Source organism: Aeromicrobium piscarium (genome assembly GCF_007421815.1).
GTDB classification, from domain to species: Bacteria; Actinomycetota; Actinomycetes; order Propionibacteriales; family Nocardioidaceae; genus Aeromicrobium; species Aeromicrobium piscarium.
Genome location: NZ_VLNT01000009.1, coordinates 126,637 through 144,538, shown reverse-complemented (window position 1 = coordinate 144,538; position 17,902 = coordinate 126,637). Strand labels below are relative to the sequence as shown.

General features: G+C 68.5%; 18 protein-coding genes and 1 tRNA gene. 5 read left to right on the top strand and 14 right to left on the bottom strand.

The features are described 5' to 3' along the window. Positions 1-83: 83 nt before the first annotated feature. The 5 genes from FNM00_RS12360 to recO all read right to left on the bottom strand — a co-directional run bounded on the left by FNM00_RS12360 (position 84) and on the right by recO (position 4,093). Positions 84-158 (bottom strand) — tRNA-Gln (locus FNM00_RS12360). A 101-nt stretch (positions 159-259) separates the two neighbouring features. Then, on the bottom strand, positions 260-1,735 hold the full coding sequence (gltX, locus tag FNM00_RS12355) for a glutamate--tRNA ligase (RefSeq protein ID WP_143913848.1): 1,476 nt from the start codon (positions 1,733-1,735) through the stop codon (positions 260-262). Continuing rightward, positions 1,732-2,544 carry a fumarylacetoacetate hydrolase family protein gene (locus FNM00_RS12350; RefSeq protein ID WP_143913847.1) on the bottom strand — a complete coding sequence of 271 codons (813 nt, stop codon included), beginning with the start codon at positions 2,542-2,544 and terminating at the stop codon, positions 1,732-1,734. Before FNM00_RS12350 ends, gltX begins: the two co-directional genes overlap by 4 nt. A gap of 50 nt (positions 2,545-2,594) precedes the next feature. Then, complete coding sequence (locus tag FNM00_RS12345; RefSeq protein WP_143913846.1) at positions 2,595-3,362, bottom strand: isoprenyl transferase; 768 nt, start codon at positions 3,360-3,362, stop codon at positions 2,595-2,597. Beyond that, the gene (gene recO, locus FNM00_RS12340; RefSeq protein ID WP_143913845.1) at positions 3,359-4,093 is read right to left on the bottom strand and encodes a DNA repair protein RecO; all 735 of its coding nucleotides are present in this window, start codon (positions 4,091-4,093) and stop codon (positions 3,359-3,361) included. Before recO ends, FNM00_RS12345 begins: the two co-directional genes overlap by 4 nt. Positions 4,094-4,172: 79 nt before the next feature. On the opposite strand from recO, the gene FNM00_RS12335 reads away from it, so the two are divergent. The 3 genes from FNM00_RS12335 (at position 4,173) to FNM00_RS12325 (ending at position 6,432) form a co-directional block, all read left to right on the top strand. After that, positions 4,173-4,571 (top strand): phage holin family protein, encoded by a 399-nt coding sequence (locus FNM00_RS12335; RefSeq protein WP_143913844.1) that lies wholly within the window; start codon positions 4,173-4,175, stop codon positions 4,569-4,571. Positions 4,572-4,594: 23 nt separating this feature from the next. Beyond that, positions 4,595-5,311, top strand: coding sequence for a GOLPH3/VPS74 family protein (locus tag FNM00_RS12330; protein ID WP_143913843.1), 717 nt, complete (start codon positions 4,595-4,597; stop codon positions 5,309-5,311). A gap of 152 nt (positions 5,312-5,463) precedes the next feature. After that, the gene (locus FNM00_RS12325) at positions 5,464-6,432 is read left to right on the top strand and encodes a quinone oxidoreductase family protein (RefSeq protein WP_143913842.1); all 969 of its coding nucleotides are present in this window, start codon (positions 5,464-5,466) and stop codon (positions 6,430-6,432) included. Between the two features lie 5 nt (positions 6,433-6,437). Here FNM00_RS12325 and FNM00_RS12320 read toward each other — a convergent pair whose 3' ends face one another. The 5 genes from FNM00_RS12320 to FNM00_RS12300 form a co-directional block, all read right to left on the bottom strand. After that, the gene (locus FNM00_RS12320; protein ID WP_143913841.1) at positions 6,438-7,517 is read right to left on the bottom strand and encodes a saccharopine dehydrogenase family protein; all 1,080 of its coding nucleotides are present in this window, start codon (positions 7,515-7,517) and stop codon (positions 6,438-6,440) included. A gap of 161 nt (positions 7,518-7,678) precedes the next feature. Continuing rightward, entirely contained in the window at positions 7,679-9,373 is a 1,695-nt protein-coding gene (gene leuA, locus FNM00_RS12315) for a 2-isopropylmalate synthase (protein WP_143913883.1), read from the bottom strand. A gap of 371 nt (positions 9,374-9,744) precedes the next feature. Beyond that, on the bottom strand, positions 9,745-10,032 hold the full coding sequence (locus FNM00_RS19435; RefSeq protein ID WP_143913840.1) for a serpin family protein: 288 nt from the start codon (positions 10,030-10,032) through the stop codon (positions 9,745-9,747). Beyond that, a complete protein-coding gene (locus tag FNM00_RS12305; RefSeq protein WP_143913839.1) occupies positions 9,914-11,029 on the bottom strand; it encodes a serpin family protein in 1,116 nt (371 codons plus the stop codon). Before FNM00_RS12305 ends, FNM00_RS19435 begins: the two co-directional genes overlap by 119 nt. 48 nt (positions 11,030-11,077) lie before the next feature. Beyond that, entirely contained in the window at positions 11,078-11,641 is a 564-nt protein-coding gene (locus FNM00_RS12300; protein ID WP_185973125.1) for a PepSY domain-containing protein, read from the bottom strand. 135 nt (positions 11,642-11,776) lie between these two features. Here FNM00_RS12300 and FNM00_RS12295 point away from each other — a divergent pair, with 135 nt between their 5' ends. Further along, on the top strand, positions 11,777-12,706 hold the full coding sequence (locus FNM00_RS12295) for a glutathione S-transferase C-terminal domain-containing protein (protein WP_143913882.1): 930 nt from the start codon (positions 11,777-11,779) through the stop codon (positions 12,704-12,706). Between the two features lie 12 nt (positions 12,707-12,718). Here FNM00_RS12295 and FNM00_RS12290 read toward each other — a convergent pair whose 3' ends face one another. The 3 genes from FNM00_RS12290 to FNM00_RS12280 are packed head-to-tail and all read right to left on the bottom strand — an operon-like array spanning position 12,719 to position 16,927. After that, a complete protein-coding gene (locus tag FNM00_RS12290; RefSeq protein WP_143913837.1) occupies positions 12,719-14,848 on the bottom strand; it encodes a transglutaminase TgpA family protein in 2,130 nt (709 codons plus the stop codon). Further along, positions 14,845-15,996: a DUF58 domain-containing protein gene (locus tag FNM00_RS12285; protein WP_143913836.1), complete on the bottom strand. Its 1,152-nt coding sequence runs from the start codon at positions 15,994-15,996 to the stop codon at positions 14,845-14,847. Before FNM00_RS12285 ends, FNM00_RS12290 begins: the two co-directional genes overlap by 4 nt. 4 nt (positions 15,997-16,000) lie before the next feature. Continuing rightward, a complete protein-coding gene (locus FNM00_RS12280; RefSeq protein ID WP_143913835.1) occupies positions 16,001-16,927 on the bottom strand; it encodes an AAA family ATPase in 927 nt (308 codons plus the stop codon). Positions 16,928-17,001: 74 nt separating this feature from the next. On the opposite strand from FNM00_RS12280, the gene FNM00_RS12275 reads away from it, so the two are divergent. After that, on the top strand, positions 17,002-17,451 hold the full coding sequence (locus FNM00_RS12275; protein WP_143913834.1) for a flavodoxin family protein: 450 nt from the start codon (positions 17,002-17,004) through the stop codon (positions 17,449-17,451). Between the two features lie 142 nt (positions 17,452-17,593). Here the strand turns inward: FNM00_RS12275 and FNM00_RS12270 are convergent, their stop codons facing one another. Next, complete coding sequence (locus FNM00_RS12270; RefSeq protein ID WP_143913833.1) at positions 17,594-17,875, bottom strand: acylphosphatase; 282 nt, start codon at positions 17,873-17,875, stop codon at positions 17,594-17,596. Positions 17,876-17,902 lie beyond the last annotated feature (27 nt).

The following is a 17,902-nucleotide window of genomic DNA, read 5'->3' as shown; positions in this document are numbered from 1 at the left end:
GGACCGAAAAAAGGACTATCGGGGGGTGAAACGGTCGATGTCACCATGGGAAACTTCCATTTCCCGCAGGATTCCAGACCTTTTGGCTGGGGTACTAGGACTCGAACCTAGAACAACTGAACCAGAATCAGCCGTGTTGCCAATTACACCATACCCCAAGGGGGTACCCTTCGCGCTCCTTGCGGAAGCCAGGGAACCGAAGTGAAACTCTACCCGACGGCCCCGCAGCACCCCAAACCGGGGTGCGGCGGGCGAACCATCAAGCCAGGGCAGTGTCGAGGCGGGCGAGGCTGGTGTCGCGGCCGAGGAGCTCGAGGGATTCGAACAGCGGCGGCGATACTCGACTGCCCGTCACAGCCACACGAACGGGACCGAAGGCCAGGCGCGGCTTGAGCCCCAGTCCCTCGATGAGAGTCGCCCGCAGCGCACCCTCGATCGACTCCGTCGTCCACTCCCCCAGACCGGCGAGGGCCTCGCGGGCGGCACGCACGACGTCCAGGCCCTTCTCGTCGAGCTGCTTGGCGCGGTCGGTCTCGTCGATCGTGAAATCGGCGTCCGAGACGAAGAGGAAGCGCAGCATCGCCACCGCCTCGGTGAGCAGATTCGTGCGCTCGTGCACCAACGGAGCCGCGCTGGAGAGCATGGCTCGCTGCTCATCGGTGATCGGATCGTCGACGAGCTCGGCCGACTGGAAGTACGGCACGAGACGCTCGGTGAACTCCTCGAGCGACAGCAGCCGGACGTGATCGCCGTTGATCGCCTCGCACTTCTTCAGGTCGAAACGCGCCGGGTTGGGATTGACCCGCGAGATCTCGAAGGCCTCGACCATCTCGGCCAGGCTGAAGATGTCGCGGTCCTCGGCGATCGACCATCCCAGCAGGGCCAGGTAGTTGAGCAGTCCCTCGGGCAGGAAGCCCTGCTCCCGGTAGCCGAGCAGGTTCGACTCGGGATCGCGCTTGGACAGCTTCTTGTTACCCGCCCCCATCACATAGGGCAGATGTCCGAACTGCGGGGTCGAACCGTCCCCCACACCGATCTCCGCGAACGCCTGATACAGGGCGATCTGACGCGGCGTGGAGCTCAACAGATCCTCACCGCGCAGCACGTGGGTGATGCCCATGAGCGCGTCATCGGTCGGGTTGGTCAGCGTGTACAGGGGCTGGCCGTTGGCGCGCACGATGACGAAGTCCTGCACGTTCTCGGCGCCGAAGGTGATCGGACCGCGCACGAGGTCGTCGAAGGTCCAGTCCTTGGCCGGCATCTTGAAACGGATGACCGGCTGACGGCCCTCGTCCTCGAAGGCCTGCTGCTGCTCGGGGGTCAGGTCGCGGTGCAAGCCGTCGTAACCGCTCGGGCGGCCCTCCGCGCGGGCCTTCTCCCGGCGCTCCTCGAGCTCCTCAGCCGTGTCGTACGCCTTGTAGGCGAAGCCCGCGTCCACCAGCCGTTGCGCCACATCGGCGTAGACGTCCATCCGCTCGGACTGCCGGTACGGTCCGTTCGGCCCACCGACCTCGACACCCTCGTCCCAGTCCAATCCCAGCCAGCGCATCACGTCGATCAGCAGCCGGTACGACTCCTCATTGTCGCGCGCGGCATCGGTGTCCTCGATGCGGAACACGAAACGGCCGCCATGATGCCGGGCGAAAGCCCAGCTGAACAGCGCCGTGCGTGCCATGCCGACATGGGGATTGCCGGTCGGCGAGGGGCAGAAACGGGCTACGACCGGCTTGGTCATGCCGGCACCTCCAGGTCATCGTCTTCGTCGTCGATATCGGCGACGACGGGATTGCTCAGTGTGCCGATGCCCTCGACGGTCACGCTCACCGAGTCGCCGACCTGCATCGGGCCGACGCCCTCAGGGGTGCCGGTGAGCACCACGTCACCGGGCAGCAACGTCGTGAAGCTCGTGACGTACTCGATGACATCGGCCACCGAGAAGACCATGTCGCTCGTGCGGCCATCCTGTCGCGGCTCGCCGTTCAGCGAGGTGGAGACTCGCACGTCGGACGGGTCCAGGTCGGTCTCGATCCAGGGTCCGAGCGGGCAGAAGGTGTCGAAGCCCTTGGCCCGCGCCCACTGGCCGTCCTTCGCCTGCAGGTCCCGCGCTGTCACGTCATTGGCGACCGTGTAGCCGTAGATCACCTTGGCGGCATCCGCCGCGTCGAGCTTGCGGCAGATCCGGCCGATCACCACGGCCAGCTCGCCCTCGAAGTGCAGATTCTGGGTCTGCTCGGGGTAGAAGATCGGCTCGTCAGGGCCGATCACGCTCGTATTGGGCTTGTAGAAGATCAGCGGTTCCTCGGGGACCTCACCGCCCATCTCCGCGGCATGCCGGACATAGTTCTTGCCGACGCAGACCACCTTGCTGCGGGGAATGACCGGGGCCAGCAGTCGGACATCGTCCAGCGGGAGCTTCTGTCCGGTCAGCTCGACACCGGCGTACATCGGGTCGCCCTTGAGGGGGGCGATCACCGTCGTTCCGTTGTCATCGCCGATCACACCGAAGCGAGGTTCATCGTCCAAGGAGAAGCGGGCAACGCGCATGCCGCCACCCTATCGAGCGCCCCTCCTCCCGAACCCGTTGAGTTCCCCGGTCAGGCGGAGCCGAAGCGGCGCTGGCGGTCGGCGTACTCCTCGACGGCGGCCCAGAGGGCACGGCGATCGACATCGGGCCAGGCGATATCGCTGAAGACCATCTCGGCGTAGGCCGACTGCCACAACAGGAAGTTGCTGGTGCGCTGCTCCCCCGAGGTGCGCCAGAACAGGTCGACATCGGGCATCCACGGCTCGTCAAGATAGCGCGCGAAGACCTTGTCATCGATCCGATCGGGATTGAGCTTGCCCGCCTGCACATCGCGCGCGAGCGCGGCCGCCGCATCCGCGATCTCAGCGCGCCCGCCGTAGTTGACGCACATCGTCAGCGTCATGACCGTGTTGTGCCGGGTCAGCTCCTCGGCGACCTCGAGCTCACGGATCACGCTGCGCCACAACCGGGGCCGGCGGCCGGCCCATCGCACGCGCACCCCCAGTTCATGCATCTCGTCGCGACGCCGACGGATCACATCGCGATTGAATCCCATCAGGAAGCGGACCTCGTCGGGCGACCGCTTCCAGTTCTCGGTGGAGAACGCATAGGCCGAGACCGCCTCGACGCCGATCTCGATGGCGCCCTCGACGACATCGAACAGCGCCGCCTCCCCCATCTCATGACCGGCGGTGCGAGGCAGGCCGCGCTGCTTGGCCCAGCGCCCATTGCCGTCCATCACGATCGCGACGTGACGCGGCACCTGCGATGGCACCAACGAAGGAGGCCGGGCGCCCGAGGGGTGGGGGCGCGGGGGCCGGGGGGCCGGCATGGTCATGAGTATCGATCCACGTGAGCCAGGGAGCGCAGGCCGCGCTCCAGATGCCAGGACAGGTAGGCGGCCACGATACCGCTCGCCTCACGCCGTGCGCGGTCGTCCGAGGACCGGGCCGTCGGCCAGTCCCCCGCCAGCAGCGATCCGAGCAGTTGGACCGTGGCCGGCGACGGTGCCGTCGCTCCCGCACTCCGGCACCGGTCACAGAGCATGCCGCCCGCCGCCACCTGGAAGAACGTGTGCGGACCTTCGACGCCGCAACGCGCACAGGCCTCGAAGGACGGGGCATAGCCGGCGATCGCGAGGGAGCGCAGCTGGAAGGAGTCGAGGATCAGCCCCGGGTCCTCGCGCCGTTCCGTCAACGCGCGCAGTGCACCCACGAGCAGGGTGAACTGCGGGACCGACGGCTCGGCTGTATCGGCGACCAGTCGCTCTGCCGTCTCGAGCATGGCGCAGCCCACCGTGTATGCGCCGTAGTCGGCACCCAGATCCCGGGCGAAGGCGTTGATCGTGACGACCTGGGTGATGAAGTCGAGGGACTTGCCCTCGCCCATCTGCAGATCGACGTGCATGAAGGGCTCGAGCCGTGCGCCGAATCGACTGGTGGTCTTGCGGATACCGCGAGCCGCCGCGCGCACGACGCCTCGTTCGCGCGTGAGCAGCGTGATGATGCGGTCGGCTTCACCCAGCTTGTGGGTGCGCAGCACGATGCCCGCGTCACGGTAGAGGCTCACTTCCCCATTGTGCCGCGTCCTCCCGACAGTCCCCGCTCGGCGCGCGCACCGTCGTGGATGGAGGTTCTACGATGTCGCCATGGCCAGACTCGCGGTGATGATCGTCGTCTACCTCGGTTCGGCGGCCCTCGGACTGCTCGCGGCCGCCGTCGCTGTCGACGGGTTCCGGGTACGTGTCTTCGGATTCGTGACCACCGTCGTCATCTACGCCATCGTCCAAGGACTCGTCACACCGTGGCTGAGCCGAGTCGCGGCGGAGCGTGCACGCTACCTGGTCGGACTCACCGGCCTCGCCGCCACGGTCATCGCACTGGTCATCGCCTCCTGGTTCGGTCGTGCACTGTGGATCTCGGGACTGTCCGCCTGGGCGTGGGGCGCTCTCGTCGTGTGGATCGTCTCCTCGACCGCCGCCATCGCGCTCCCCCGGCTGCTCGTCGCCCTCGGTGTCGAGGCCGCTCGGGATCCGCGGGAGGAGTAGCGGCGTCCCGATAGCCTGCCGATATGACCGTTCTCGCCGACATCGTCTCGATCATGACGCGACCCGACACCGGAGAGTCGATCGTTCGGGTCAGGGATCACGGCTACAAGGTCCTCGGCGGTGCGGCCCTGCACGACCTCGTCGATCGAGGACGGCTCGGGCGGACCGGCGAGGGACGAAAGTCGCGAGTCGTGGTGCTGGATCCGTCCCCGGTCGCTGAACCGTCGCTGGAGTACGGCCTCGCGCGGGTGCGGAACCATCCCGAGCAGTGGCCCCGCAACGCGGTGCTCAGGCTCGGTGGCGGTACCAAGCTGCGCGACGGGATCTACGGCGGTCTGGTGACCGAGGGAGTGCTCGGACCGCTCCAGAGATCCGGGATGTTCGGCAAGCGCTACCCGGTGCTCGACCCGCGCCATCGCGACGATCTTCTCGGACGTCTCCGCGCGACGCTGGTCGATGGTGGGGAGCCCGATGAGACGATCCGGCGCCTCGCCGCGCTGCTGGCCGTCGGGGACGGCGATACCGGGCCTCTGCTCGACATCGTGCTTGACTCCCCCGCGGCCGCTCCCGAGGGCGGCCCGGCGAGACGCGAGCTCAAGGAGCGGGCCAAGAGACGCGGGATGGAGCTGGCCAAGGACGATTGGATCGCCCTGACCACGCTGCGTGCGATCGAGTTGCCGCAGCAGATCGTGAAGACCACGGCGATGTTCGGTATCGCCGACGCCGCGATCCCCAAGTGAGCCCCGTGTGGCGGTAGAGGAGCAACCGAATCGGAGTGCCATGAGGTTGATGCCCTACCTCGAGGACGGACGTAGGGTTGACCAGCTACCGCCCCCGCCGGGCGGCGCCTCGAGGGTGGGTGAGGTGGATGGTTCGTCGCTAGTCTGGCGGCATGAGCCACGCGATCGTCATCGAGAAGACCGGCGGCCCCGAGGTCATGCAATGGCGCGAGGTCCCGCGGCCCGAGCCGGGGCCGGGTGAGCTCCTCGTCGAGGTGGGCGCCGCAGGTGTCAACTTCATCGACACCTATCTGCGGACGGGAACCTATCGCGCGCCGCTTCCCTTCACTCCGGGCAAGGAGGGGGCGGGACGGGTCGCCGCCGTCGGCGACGGAGTCACCGGATTCGCTCCCGGCGATCGTGTCGCCTGGGCGATGGGCGATGGCGGCTACGCCGAGCATGTCGTCGTCCCCGCCAGCCTGGCCGTCCGTGTCCCGGACGATGTCGACGACCAGCAGGCGGCGGCCATGCTGCTCCAGGGCATGACCGCGCACTTCCTGACGCATTCCATCGTCCAGCTCGATGCGGGCGACACCGCGCTCCTCCACGCCGGTGCCGGTGGTGTCGGGCTGCTGCTGACCCAGATGCTGAGCCACCGGGGCGTCCGGGTGCTCACCACGGTCTCGACATCGCAGAAGGCCCGTCTCTCACGCGAGGCCGGGGCCCAGGAGGTGATCGTCGCTTACGACCGATTCGACGAGCGGGTCCGCGAGCTAACCGACGGCCTCGGCGCCCGTGTCGTCTACGACGGCGTCGGCCGAGACACCTTCGACCGCTCCCTCGACGCCGTGCGCACCCGCGGGACGGTGGTGCTGTTCGGTGCCGCGAGCGGTCCGGTGCCTCCCGTCGACCCACAGACGCTCAATGCCAAGGGCTCGCTGGTGCTGACCCGGCCCTCCCTCAACGATTTCATCGCCGATCGCGCCGAGCTCGACTGGCGCGCCGCCGACCTCTTCGCGGCGGTCGCCGCCGGCGAGATCGACGTGCGCGTCGGTGCCGCCTACCCGATGCGCGACGCCGCGCGAGCGCACGAGGATCTGGAGGCTCGCCGCACCACCGGCAAGGTCATGCTCACGATCTGATCCGGTCAGGATGCCGCCGCGAACAACGCTCCTGAGCGCGTCGCCAGCAGATCGGAGAACCGGATGTCCTCTTGATGGACGCATCCCGTGTGCGGCAGGACGCCCTCGGCCACCAGCTCCACGACTCCGACGGCCGATGCTGCCGTCGTCCAGCTGATGGCGCGCCACCGGCGTCCGTCGATGTCCATCGGCAGATAACCCCGGACGAAGTTCTCGCGGAACGGCTGACCGTCTTTCACGCCCTCGACGGCCACGTGCAGGTAGACGATGTCGTCGTTGACCGGTGGTTTGGCATCGAGAAGGATCCGGCCGATGAGGGCGCGGTCGTCACGCAGGTTCAGCTCATCGAAGAGGAAGTGCATCTGCCGGAAGTGCCCCGGGTAGCGCAGCGTCTTGTAGTCGAGCCGCTGCACGTGTCCTTCGTAGGTTCGGCACATCGTCCCGAGTCCCCCGGAGGTGAGCGCCGCCTCCAGCTCGATCCCGCCGATGACGACGCGCTCCTTCTCAGCCAGCGCCGGGACCATCTGCCGACGGCCACCACGCAACACCTCACAGTCGTTCAGGTACTCGTTGACGACTCCCTCCGCGGACCAGTTGAAGGCGTAGCCGAGTAGTCCGGTGGGGTTCTGAGGCAGCGCGCCGACTTTCAGCTCGATGCTGCGGGTCGTGGTGAAGGTCGCGGCGACGGATGCACCGACGATGCCGATGAATCCGGGCGCCAGCCCGCACTGAGGCACGAAGACCGACTCCGGCCTGACGGCCGACAGCTCGACCACGCGTTCCGTGGTGGGGACGTCCTCGGTGAGATCGAAGTAGTGGACGCCGGCATCGTAGGCGGCCTCCGCCACGGCGATGTTCAGGTGGTACGGCAGACAGGCGACGACGGCGTCGGCATCGCTGAGTCCAGAACGGATCGCCTGTCCGTCGACGACATCCAAAAGCCGCGTCTCGAAATCGGCGCACGGACGTTCGACCGCGTCGAAGCCGATGACCTCGAAGCCGGCCCGCGCCAACAGCGACGCGACGAGCTCGCCGACTTTGCCCAGCCCAATCACCGCTACCGTCTCGATCGATCGTGTGACCATGGCCACAGCATTCACTAAACCGTCCAGACGGTCCAGTCCCCGGTCAGTGGGCGTGGTGCACGTGAGCGGTGGGTAGGCGTCCATCCGGACGTGCCGAATGGACGCTCACCCACCGCTCACCGGGTGCGAATGGACGCTAACGCACCGCCCCGGCGGGAGCGTCAGTCGCGCGGGATGGTGACCCCGGCAGCGCGATTGGCGGCACAGACCACGGCGCGCAATGAGGCCGTGACGATGCTCGGATGGATGCCCACGCCCCACACCACCTCGCCGGCGATCTCGCACTCGACATAGGCGGCGGCCAACGCGTCGCCGCCCGAGGACAGCGCGTGCTCGCTGTAGTCGAGCACACGGATCTCCGCCCCGGCCTGACGCATCCCGTCGACGAAGGCGTCGACCGGACCGTTGCCCTCGCCCTTGAAGGAACGATGCTCGCCCCGCACGATCAGGTCCACGATCTGCTCGTCGCGCCCGTCGGCGCTCGTCGTCGACGACAGCCCCGCCAAGGAGTAGGGCTCCTCGACCTCGAGGTACTCGCGCTGGAAGGCCTGCCAGATCTGGTCGGCATCGATCTCACCGGCCTCCCCCTCGCTCATGCCCTGGATGACGCGGCTGAACTCGATCTGCAGGCGACGGGGCAGCTCGAGCTGATGCTCGGCCCGCAGGATGTAGGCAACGCCACCCTTGCCGGACTGGCTGTTGACCCGGATGACCGCCTCGTAGGTGCGGCCGACATCGTGCGGATCGATCGGCAGATACGGCGCCTCCCAGTCCACCTCGCGCACATCGACGCCTTGCTCGGCGGCAACCCGGTCCAGGTGCTCCAAGCCCTTCTTGATGGCGTCCTGGTGCGATCCGCTGAAGGCGGTGTAGACCAGGTCTCCGGCGTACGGATGACGCGGGTGCACCGGCAGATTCGTGCAGTACTCGACCGTGCGGCGGATCTCGTCGATATCGCTGAAGTCGATCTGCGGGTCGATCCCCTGGCTGAACAAGTTCATGCCCAGCGTCACCAGATCGACATTGCCGGTGCGTTCGCCGTGCCCGAACAGGCAGCCCTCGACGCGGTCGGCCCCGGCCATCATCGCCAGCTCCGTCGCCGCCACCGCCGTGCCGCGATCGTTGTGCGGGTGCAGGCTGATGGCGACGTGCTCGCGGTTCTTGACGTGCCGGCCGAACCACTCGATCTGATCGGCATAGGTATTGGGGGTGGCCATCTCGACCGTCGCGGGCAGGTTGAGGATGATCTCGCGCCCAGCTTCGGGCTGCCAGACGTCCATGACGGCATCGCAGACCTCGACGGAGAAGTCGAGCTCGGTGCTGGTGAAGATCTCCGGGCTGTACTGGTAGCCGAAGGCGGTGTCGTTCATATTCTGCTCGGCGTACTTCATGACCATCTCGGTGCCGCGGGTGGCGATCGCGCGGATCTCGTCGCGCGAGGCGTTGAAGACCACCTTGCGGAACAGCGGCGCCACCGCGTTGTAGAGGTGGATATTGGCGCGCTTGGCGCCGGTCAGCGACTGCGTGGTGCGCTCGATGAGGTCCTCGCGCGCTTGGGTCAGAACCGAGATCGTGACGTCATCGGGAATCAGGTCCTGCTCGATCAGGTCGCGCACGAACTGGAAGTCGGTGTCGCTCGCGGCGGGGAAGCCGACCTCGATCTCCTTGTACCCCATGCGCAGCAGCAGGTCGAACATGCGTCGCTTGCGGGCGGGGGTCATCGGATCGATGAGTGCCTGGTTGCCGTCGCGCAGATCGGTCGACAGCCAGCGCGGGGCGGAGGTGATGGTCTTGCTCGGCCAGGTGCGATCGGGGATGTCGATCGGGGGGAAGGCTCGGTACCGGTCGAACGGCATCGGCGACGTCTGCTGGGGAGAGACGGGGTTGTTCTTCACTGGGGGCTCCTCGGGTGGGTTCGTCAGGCGGCCGGTCACGACGAACTCCGCGGCGAGGTGTCCGACCTAGTGGACCTCGACGCGGCAGCGAAGGAGCAGGTTCGCATAGCGCATAACGTGGTCAGCATAACAGGCCTGCACGGACGGCTTTCCGTCGCGATGGCATTCGCCGGTCAGGAACCTGATGATGACGCCAGGGGCGGTGACTTACGCACCTCTCGCTCCGTGGGGCGGTGGGTTACGCACGTCTCGACTGCCGCGAAAGGTGCCTATCTCACCACCCACCCTTGGGAGGGGTGCGTAAGTCACCGCTCACGGCATCATCCGGTCCCTTAACCCCGCGGGTCGTTGACGACGGCTTGGAAGAGCGGCCAGCCGGTGTCGACGTGGACGATCCTCAGCGCGAAGGGCCGATCGACGATCATGGTCACCTCATCGGTGACGGCGGGCGCCGATGTCAGCCCGGCGATCTCGGTGACGGCCGCGGCCACCGTCCCCTCCTCATCGATGCGCAGCAGCGCCTGCTGCGCGACCTCGCCGATGGACACGCCCCCGGCGATACCGCCGAGGTCGTCGCCGGCGAGCACAGGCGCCAGGCCGAGTCGCCGCAGCGGCTCCACCAGGGAAAGCCGACGAGTCGATGTCGACCTTGGGCAGCGCCAGGTCCACCATCGTCTCCGGCTCCGCGCGCAGCGCCCCGTCGTAGGCGGCCCAGTCCTGCGTCGTCAGGTCCTCAGGGGCCGTGCCCTCCTCGGGAAGGAGCACGTCCATCGCGAAGCCCTCGGTGTAGGGCAGCCGGACGGCCTGACCGCCCGGCTCATCGGTGTACGCGGCCCGCAGGCTCTGATGCATCGTCTCGACCCGATGCTGATCGCCCGAGGAGTCGGTGAAAGGCTCGTCCGTCGTCGCGGACTTCGCGAAGGGGCTCTGCCAGCGCGCCGCCAGCAGGACCGCGTTCTGCAGCACGAAGACCGTGTCGGCGTCCGGCTCGATGGCCGACTCCTCGATCAGCCCGCCGGTGTGCTCCTGGACCCAGGCGTCCAGCACGGCCTTCGCGTTCGCATCGGCGAAGTCGGCGGTGGCCACACCCGCATCGAAGTACTCAGTGATGACATCCAGGAAGTCCGACTCGACCTCGTGGCCCTCCGCCTCGACGATGCCGGTGGCCAGATGCAGCAGTGGACGCTCCGGCAGCTCGTCGTCCTGGACCACGGACGGGTCGCCGTCGTACTCGGCGATCGCGGCCTGCAAGGCACTGAAGGCGTCGCGGCGGTCCGTGCCGCCCGCCCCGAGGAACTCGTCGAGCGCGTCGGCGGCAGGCCCCCGCGCTCCCTCCGCGACGATGGCGAACACGAGGGCGACCGACGCCGAGGACACCACCCGGTTGTCGCCACCGGCACCCGCGAGAAGATCGTTGCCGAGGGCCGTCGTGGCCTCCACCACCTCCTGCGTCGCCGCTGCCTGCGACAGGGAGACCGGCCGATAGCCGACATCGCCGCGCTGTTCACTCCGAGAAGGCTCCGGTGACGACGGGCCGCAGGCGCTCACGCCGACCACCGACAACACAGCCACCAGGGCGACGAGCCCGATCGCACGACTCCGGGCAATGAAGGACACTCGTTCACGTTATGCGGCGCCGACCATAGGGTCAACGCTCGCCGAACCTCAGTCGTGGCGGCCGATCAGGTCGCCGCTGATCGCGTCGACGCTCACTTCCACATCCTCCGTGTCGCCATCGGCGCGGATGTCGAACTGGTACTGCGGACCTCGCGAGGTGCCCTCGAGCTTCCACTCCACGACCTGGCCGTCGTACTCGGCGAGCGCCGTCCGCATCGCCTCGTCAAGCTCCGCCACGTCGTCCACGGCCACCGTCTCGGCCGCCTTCTCGGCGCGGTCATCGTCGTCGATCCGCTCGGTCTCCTCGGCGATCACCCGCTCATCGTCGTCCGCCCCGATGACCGTCTCGTACTCTTCGTCCGCGGAGACCAGCTCGATCGTGTAGACCAGACCCTCGTGACCTTCGTCGAGCTCGATGGACGCCAGCTCGCCGTCGAAGGAGTCCTGGGCCAGCGTCACCGCGTCCTGCCACGAGAGTGCGAGATCGGCGGTCGCCAGATCGGTGGTGTCCGCGGCCGAACCGGCACTCGTCTCGTCGTCGTCGCTGCATCCCGCGCCGGCAGCGGCGAACACCACCGCCGCCGCTCCGGCCACCAGCATCCGCTTCCTCATACCGGCCAGCCTCGCATCCGTCGTCATCGGACGCAGCTCGACCGCGTGCGGCAGACTGAAGAGGTGAGCTCTTCAGACCCCGAACAGTCGACCGCCGGCTCCTACGTCACCGCCGGCGAGGCGTTCGACCGCGACATGGACTACATCCCCGATCGCATCACCGCCCACGGCGGTGAGCCGGTCGACGACCGCGCGGGCACGGGGAAGGCCAGCCCCTCCGATGCGCCGCGGTGGCCCGTCGAGCCGGGACGGTACCGGCTGATCGCCGCGAAGGCGTGTCCGTGGGCCAATCGCGCCATCATCGTGCGCTCACTGCTCGGGCTGGAGGACGTCATCAGCCTCGGCCTGGCCGGCCCGACACACGACAAGCGCAGCTGGACCTTCGACCTGGATCCGGGAGGAGTCGACCCTGTGCTGGGCATCGAGCGGCTCCAGCAGGCCTATTTCGCGCGGTACCCCGACTACCCGCGCGGCATCACCGTCCCCGCGATCGTCGAGATCGCCTCCGGCGGCGTCGTGACCAACGACTTCCCATGGATCACCCACGACTTCTTCTTCGAGTGGCGCGAACACCATCGTCCGGACGCTCCCGACCTCTGGCCGGCCGAGGTCCGTGACGAGATGGAAGACGTCATGAAGCGGGTGTTCACCGAGGTCAACAACGGCGTGTACCGCTGCGGTTTCGCCGGATCCCAGGAGGCGTACGACGACGCCTATGACCGGCTATGGACTGCGCTGGACTGGCTCGAGGATCGGCTGTCCACCCGCCGCTACCTGATGGGCGACGCGATCACCGAGGCCGACGTCCGGCTGTTCACGACCCTCGCCCGCCTCGATGCGGTCTACCACGGGCACTTCAAGTGCAATCGGCAGAAGCTCACCGAGATGCCGAATCTCTGGGGCTACGCCCGCGATCTCTACTCGATCCCCGCCTTCGGCGACTCGATCGACTTCGAGCAGATCAAGAAGCACTACTACGTCGTGCACACGGACATCAACCCGACGCAGATCGTGCCGCTCGGCCCGGACCCGGCCGTCTGGCTGGAGCCGCACGGCCGCGGCTGACGCCCACGGGGATCACCGCCAGAGCGAGCGGGGGAACACACGGGCGGCCAGCCGGTGCCGGCGCGTGCACGACGCCCTGAGCCGGCGCTCAGCGCTGCGAGCCGTCCGGCGGCTCTGCTCGTCGACGCCGGGAGCCGAGGCGGCGTAAAGTTCACGCTCCAGTAGCGCGACGACCTCGCGCACCTCGGGCCCGGCGGCAGGAGCGAGCGCTTCGGCCTGTCCCCGAGCCGTGGCATTGGGCGGGACCGAGATCCCCAGATCGGTGGCGGTGTCGGTGAGCTCACGCCACCAGGGCTCGACCCGCGTCCTCCTCCAACGCATCAAGCGGCGCACCTGCCTCACCAGCGCGGGAGCCAGACCGAGCGCGCCCAGAAGCACGGCGAGCGCGACGCCGAGCCCCCCTACAGACTGCCGGCCAGTCCCCTGTTCCGTCGTCTGATCCGCATCGGGGCGTGCGGAGTCAGGACCCGCGGTGGGAGCCGCCGTCGGCCCGTCCGGCACGTTGACATCGGGTGCGGTCGTGCCCGGTTCGATCCGGGGCTCGTCGAACTCCGTCGGCGATCCCACTCCCGGCGTCGCATCGAAGGTCACCCAGCCGACACCGTCGAACCACACCTCGGTCCAGGCATGCAGCATGTCCGAGCGCGTCGAGTAGACCTGGTCCCCGTCCGCGGTGCGCCCCGCGGGCCGGCCCGGCGCGTAACCGACCGCGATGCGCGCCGGGATGTTCAGCGACCTTGCCATCGCGGCGAGGGCCGAGGCGAAGTGCACGCAGTAGCCCGACTGCTCCTCGGTGAGGAAACGGGCGACGACATCCAGCCCATTGCCGTCGTACCCCTCGGCCACCGGAGCGGATTCGGAGTACGAGAAGCTACCGCGCAGCCAGTCCTGGAGAGCGACGATGCGGTCATAGGAGTTGGTGAGACCGGCGGTCTGCTCGCGCGCGACGCCGCCGATCTCCGCCGGGGTGCCGGCCGGTAACTCCGTGTATCGCCGGAATACCCCCGGGGTCATCGAGGTGGAACGTCCGCGCATCTGCTCGGCATCGGGCTCGATCTCCACATAGGACGCGGCATAGGTCAGATCGCGTGTGGTGTCGCCGCGCGACCGCACGGTTCCGCCGACCGGGTGCCGCGCCCAGGCTCCGGCCAGCCCTCGCAGCTCGTCGAAACGGTACGGAACCGGCAGCATCGTGGTGTCCAGGTCGCCGATCTCGACTCGGATCTCCTCGGTGCTCGTGGGAATGTCGGGACCGATATCGCCGAGCGGTTCCTCCGTGGGCAGGCCGGCGCCGTCCCCGACCTGTCGCCAGGTCTCGCCGTCGACGTCGATGAGGGTCGCGACCTTGAGATACGGCGGATCGTCGGCGGTGGTGATCGACCGGGCCACCTCCACCGACTCGCCGCGGCGCAGGTTCTCCCCCAGCCGCAGCATCGGGTTGATGCCGCGACCGAACACGTCCGCGGGGGGCCGTCCCCAGGAGGTGACCGTGGGTTCGAGGCCGGGAGCGGCGAGGGACGGCGTCAGCAGGGCCGCGACGACCGCCACCGCTCCGATGCCGGCGGCGAGCACCCCACGAGCCGGTGTCGGCACACCGCCCCGGCTCACGATCACGCCGAGCCAACCGGCCGCGGTGACCGCGACCGCGAGCGGATCGGGTGTGACCCCGACGATCAGGGATGCCGCCGCCAGGCCCCCGGCGTACAGGATCCCGCACCCGACCGCCGCCCCGGGGACGGGTCGCGAGAGGAGGTCGTCGACCACCAGAGCCACCAGGCCGAAGCCGAGGGCGATGAACATCACCAGCGCCTCCGGTGGCGCGAGAGGAGCCTGCTCCTCCGCGACCACTGCTATCGCAAGACTCAGCTGATCGCCGACTGCGCTCCAGGTGGCACCTGTCGGCACGCCCACGACGGTCGTGGTGGGCAGGAAGACCCAGACCACCATGAGAGCGAGGGCTGCCACCGCCGCGAACGGAGCCGCCAGGGGACGCACGCGTCGCACCGCCGCCGCGACGACGTAGACGACCGCCACCACCAGCACGACTCGCCACCACCAGGCGCCCAGGAGCACGACGCGCAGCCCGAGCAGGACGCCGACGAGACCGAGGACACCGAAGAAGGAAGAACGCTCAGCCCTCATCGACCGGGACCTTCGCCGAGCCGGTTCCACGCGCGTCCGACATCGTCGCGATCGCGATAGGTCACGACCCGCCAGGCATCCTCTCGCAGCAGCGTCAGCGCCTCCGCATCGCTGGCATCGTGCAGCATCGCGTAGGCCGGGCGGCGGCGGGTGGTCAGCCACTCGCCCGCGACCGATGCATCGATCCGTCCCGCGACCACGATCATCGGCGCATGAGGATCGAGGGATGGACCGTGCGGTTGCGGTTCCGCGAGAGCCAGGTCGACCAGCGCGGGGCGCAGCGCGTCGTCGCGCCCCACCGGCTGTTCGTACCAGCCCGCCGACAGGTGCAGGTCGATGTCATCGTGATGCAGATGCTGGAGGACCGAGGCTGCCGCCGACACGCGCCAGTCGAGGTCGCGAGCGGAATCGCCGCGTAGGTCCACCACCACGTGCACCTGGCGTTGCGACTGCTGTTGATCGTGACGCACCATCAGCGTGCCCCGGTGGGCCGTGGCCTTCCAGTGCAGGCGCTTCACGGCGTCGCCGGTCCGGTACGGTCGCGCGAGCACATCCGCGTCCCCGGTGCCCGAGGGTCGCAGCCGCAGGGCGGAGTCCTCGCGATCCTGTGCTCCCGTCAGCGCTTCGACCCGCCCGTCGAGCGGGTAGCGGTGCGGGAGCACGATGACGGTGTTCTCACCCTCGAGCTGCGTCCACCGGGTGGCGAGGGCGAACGGATCGGTCACGCGCACGCTCGTGGGTCCGAGGAGATGGGGACCGCGCTGCGAGAGCCGCACCTCATAGTGTCCGTGGGGCGCGCTGGTGCCGGCCCCGCGAGCGACGAAGGAGCCGCTGTGTCCACCGCCGCTCGCGTCTTCCCACCATTCCGCGACATCGAGCGCGCTGCGCCGGGTGCTCATCAGGCTGAACCGGATGTCCACCGGCTCACCCGGCTCCGCGACGTGAGGCACGACGCTGCGGCGCACCTCCCATCGAGGATGGCTGACGGCGACCGCGACATGCGCCAGGACCACCACGGTCACCAGGAGGCCGGTGACGCTCAACAGCACCGGGACGCCCCACCAGAAGGCACTCACCGCGCAGCCGACCGCCGCGGCGAGTGAGACCGCGCCCCGGGCCGTCGGAGTCGGCCATCGCGACCAGGCCACCGGGTCAGCTTCCTTGAGGGACGGCGGTCGTCGCGACGATATCCCGCACCAGGGTCGCCGCAGGGGGTGCGCCGCGGTCGACGATGAGCCGGTGCGCGAGCACGGCCTCCGCGAGGACGTCGATGTCATCGGGTAGCACGAACTCCCGCCCGGCCATCGCCGCCCGTGCCTTCGCGGCCCTGACGAGCTGCAAGGTGGCGCGGGGACTCGCCCCGAGATAGATCCGGGGGTGCTCACGTGTCGCGGTGCTGATCGCGACCACATAGCGCCCCACCGCGTCCGAGACGTGCACCGCACGAGCCTCGCCGATCATCGCCGTGAAGTCCGCGAGCGGGACCACCGATTCCAGCTCCTCGACCGGCTCCACCCGATCGTGGCCGTGGATCATCGCCAGCTCGGCGGTCGCGTCGGGATATCCCATCGAGATCCGCGCCATGAAACGGTCCCTTTGCGCCTCCGGCAGCGCATAGGTGCCCTCCATCTCCACCGGGTTCTGGGTCGCCACCACCATGAACGGGGGCGCCAGCGGGTACGTCGTGCCGTCGACGGAGACCTGACGCTCGCTCATCGCTTCGAGCAGGGCCGACTGCGTCTTGGGGGACGCCCGGTTGATCTCGTCGCCGATCACGATATTGGCGAATACGGCTCCAGGACGGAACTCGAACGCTGCCCTGGCCTGGTCGAACACCGAGACGCCGGTGATATCGGAAGGAAGGAGATCCGGGGTGAACTGCACCCGGTGGACCGTGCCGTCGATCGAGCGGGCGAGGGCGCGTGCCAGGGCGGTCTTCCCCACGCCGGGAACGTCCTCGATCAGCAGGTGACCTTCGGCGAGCAGCACCGTGATGGCCGTGTCGATCGCTTCGGACTTGCCATCGATGACGCGTTCGACATTCGCGTGGATCGACATCGCGGCGGCAGCGAGGTCCATGCTCCGATCCTAAGCGGTGGCGGGAACCGCCGCCGATGCGCGCACGTCCGTCGGCACCGCGTTAGCGTCGGATCATGTCCCGTCTGCTTGTGGTCCACCACTCCCCCACCGACACGCTGCTCCGGCTCACCGATGCCGTCCTCGGCGGTGCCCGCGATCCGGCCATCGAGGGAGTCGAGGTCATCGAGCGCCAGGCGCTGGATGCCACGGTCGAGGACGTGCTCGACGCGGACGGCTATCTTCTCGGCACGAGCGCCAATCTCGGCTATATCTCCGGGGCACTGAAGCACTTCTTCGATTCCGTCTACAACGACGTCCGGGAGCCGACAGCCAAGCGACCGTTCTCGTTCTGGATCCGCGGCGGCTACGACACGACGGGAGCGGAGCGGGCGATGGAGTCCATCACGACGGGACTGCAGTGGTCGCTGGCAGCGCAGCCGCTCGTCTTCACCGGCGATATCGAGCCTCGTCTCGACGAGGCGACCGAACTGGGCGGCACCCTCGCCGCCCTGCTCATGGGGTGAGCGGCGCGACCGAGCACCTCCTCGCGGATCCGCGAGTGGTGCACATTCGCCCTGGAATCGCCGCTCAAGGGGCGAATCTGCACCACTCGCGGTCACGACTGCACCACTCGGCGCGACTCCGGAGCCGGCGGAAGAGTGACCTTCAGTAGCGGGTGCTGAACTCGCCGAGACCGTCGTCGACCTCGGCCTCGCTGACCTCGACCGACGTGACCGACGCCTGCTGCGGCCCCTGGTGACACCAGCGCACGAGTTCCTCGACGGCATCTGCCTCCCCCTGGGCCACGAGCTCGACGGCGCCGTCGTCGCGATTGCGCACCCATCCGTCGAGGCCGAGCCGGCGGGCCACGTCTTCGCACGAGGCACGGAAATAGACCCCTTGGACGCGACCGTGGACGACAAGATGACGGCTGATCAGAGAGGGCATGTCTCCATGAAGGCATGCGGCGGAAGC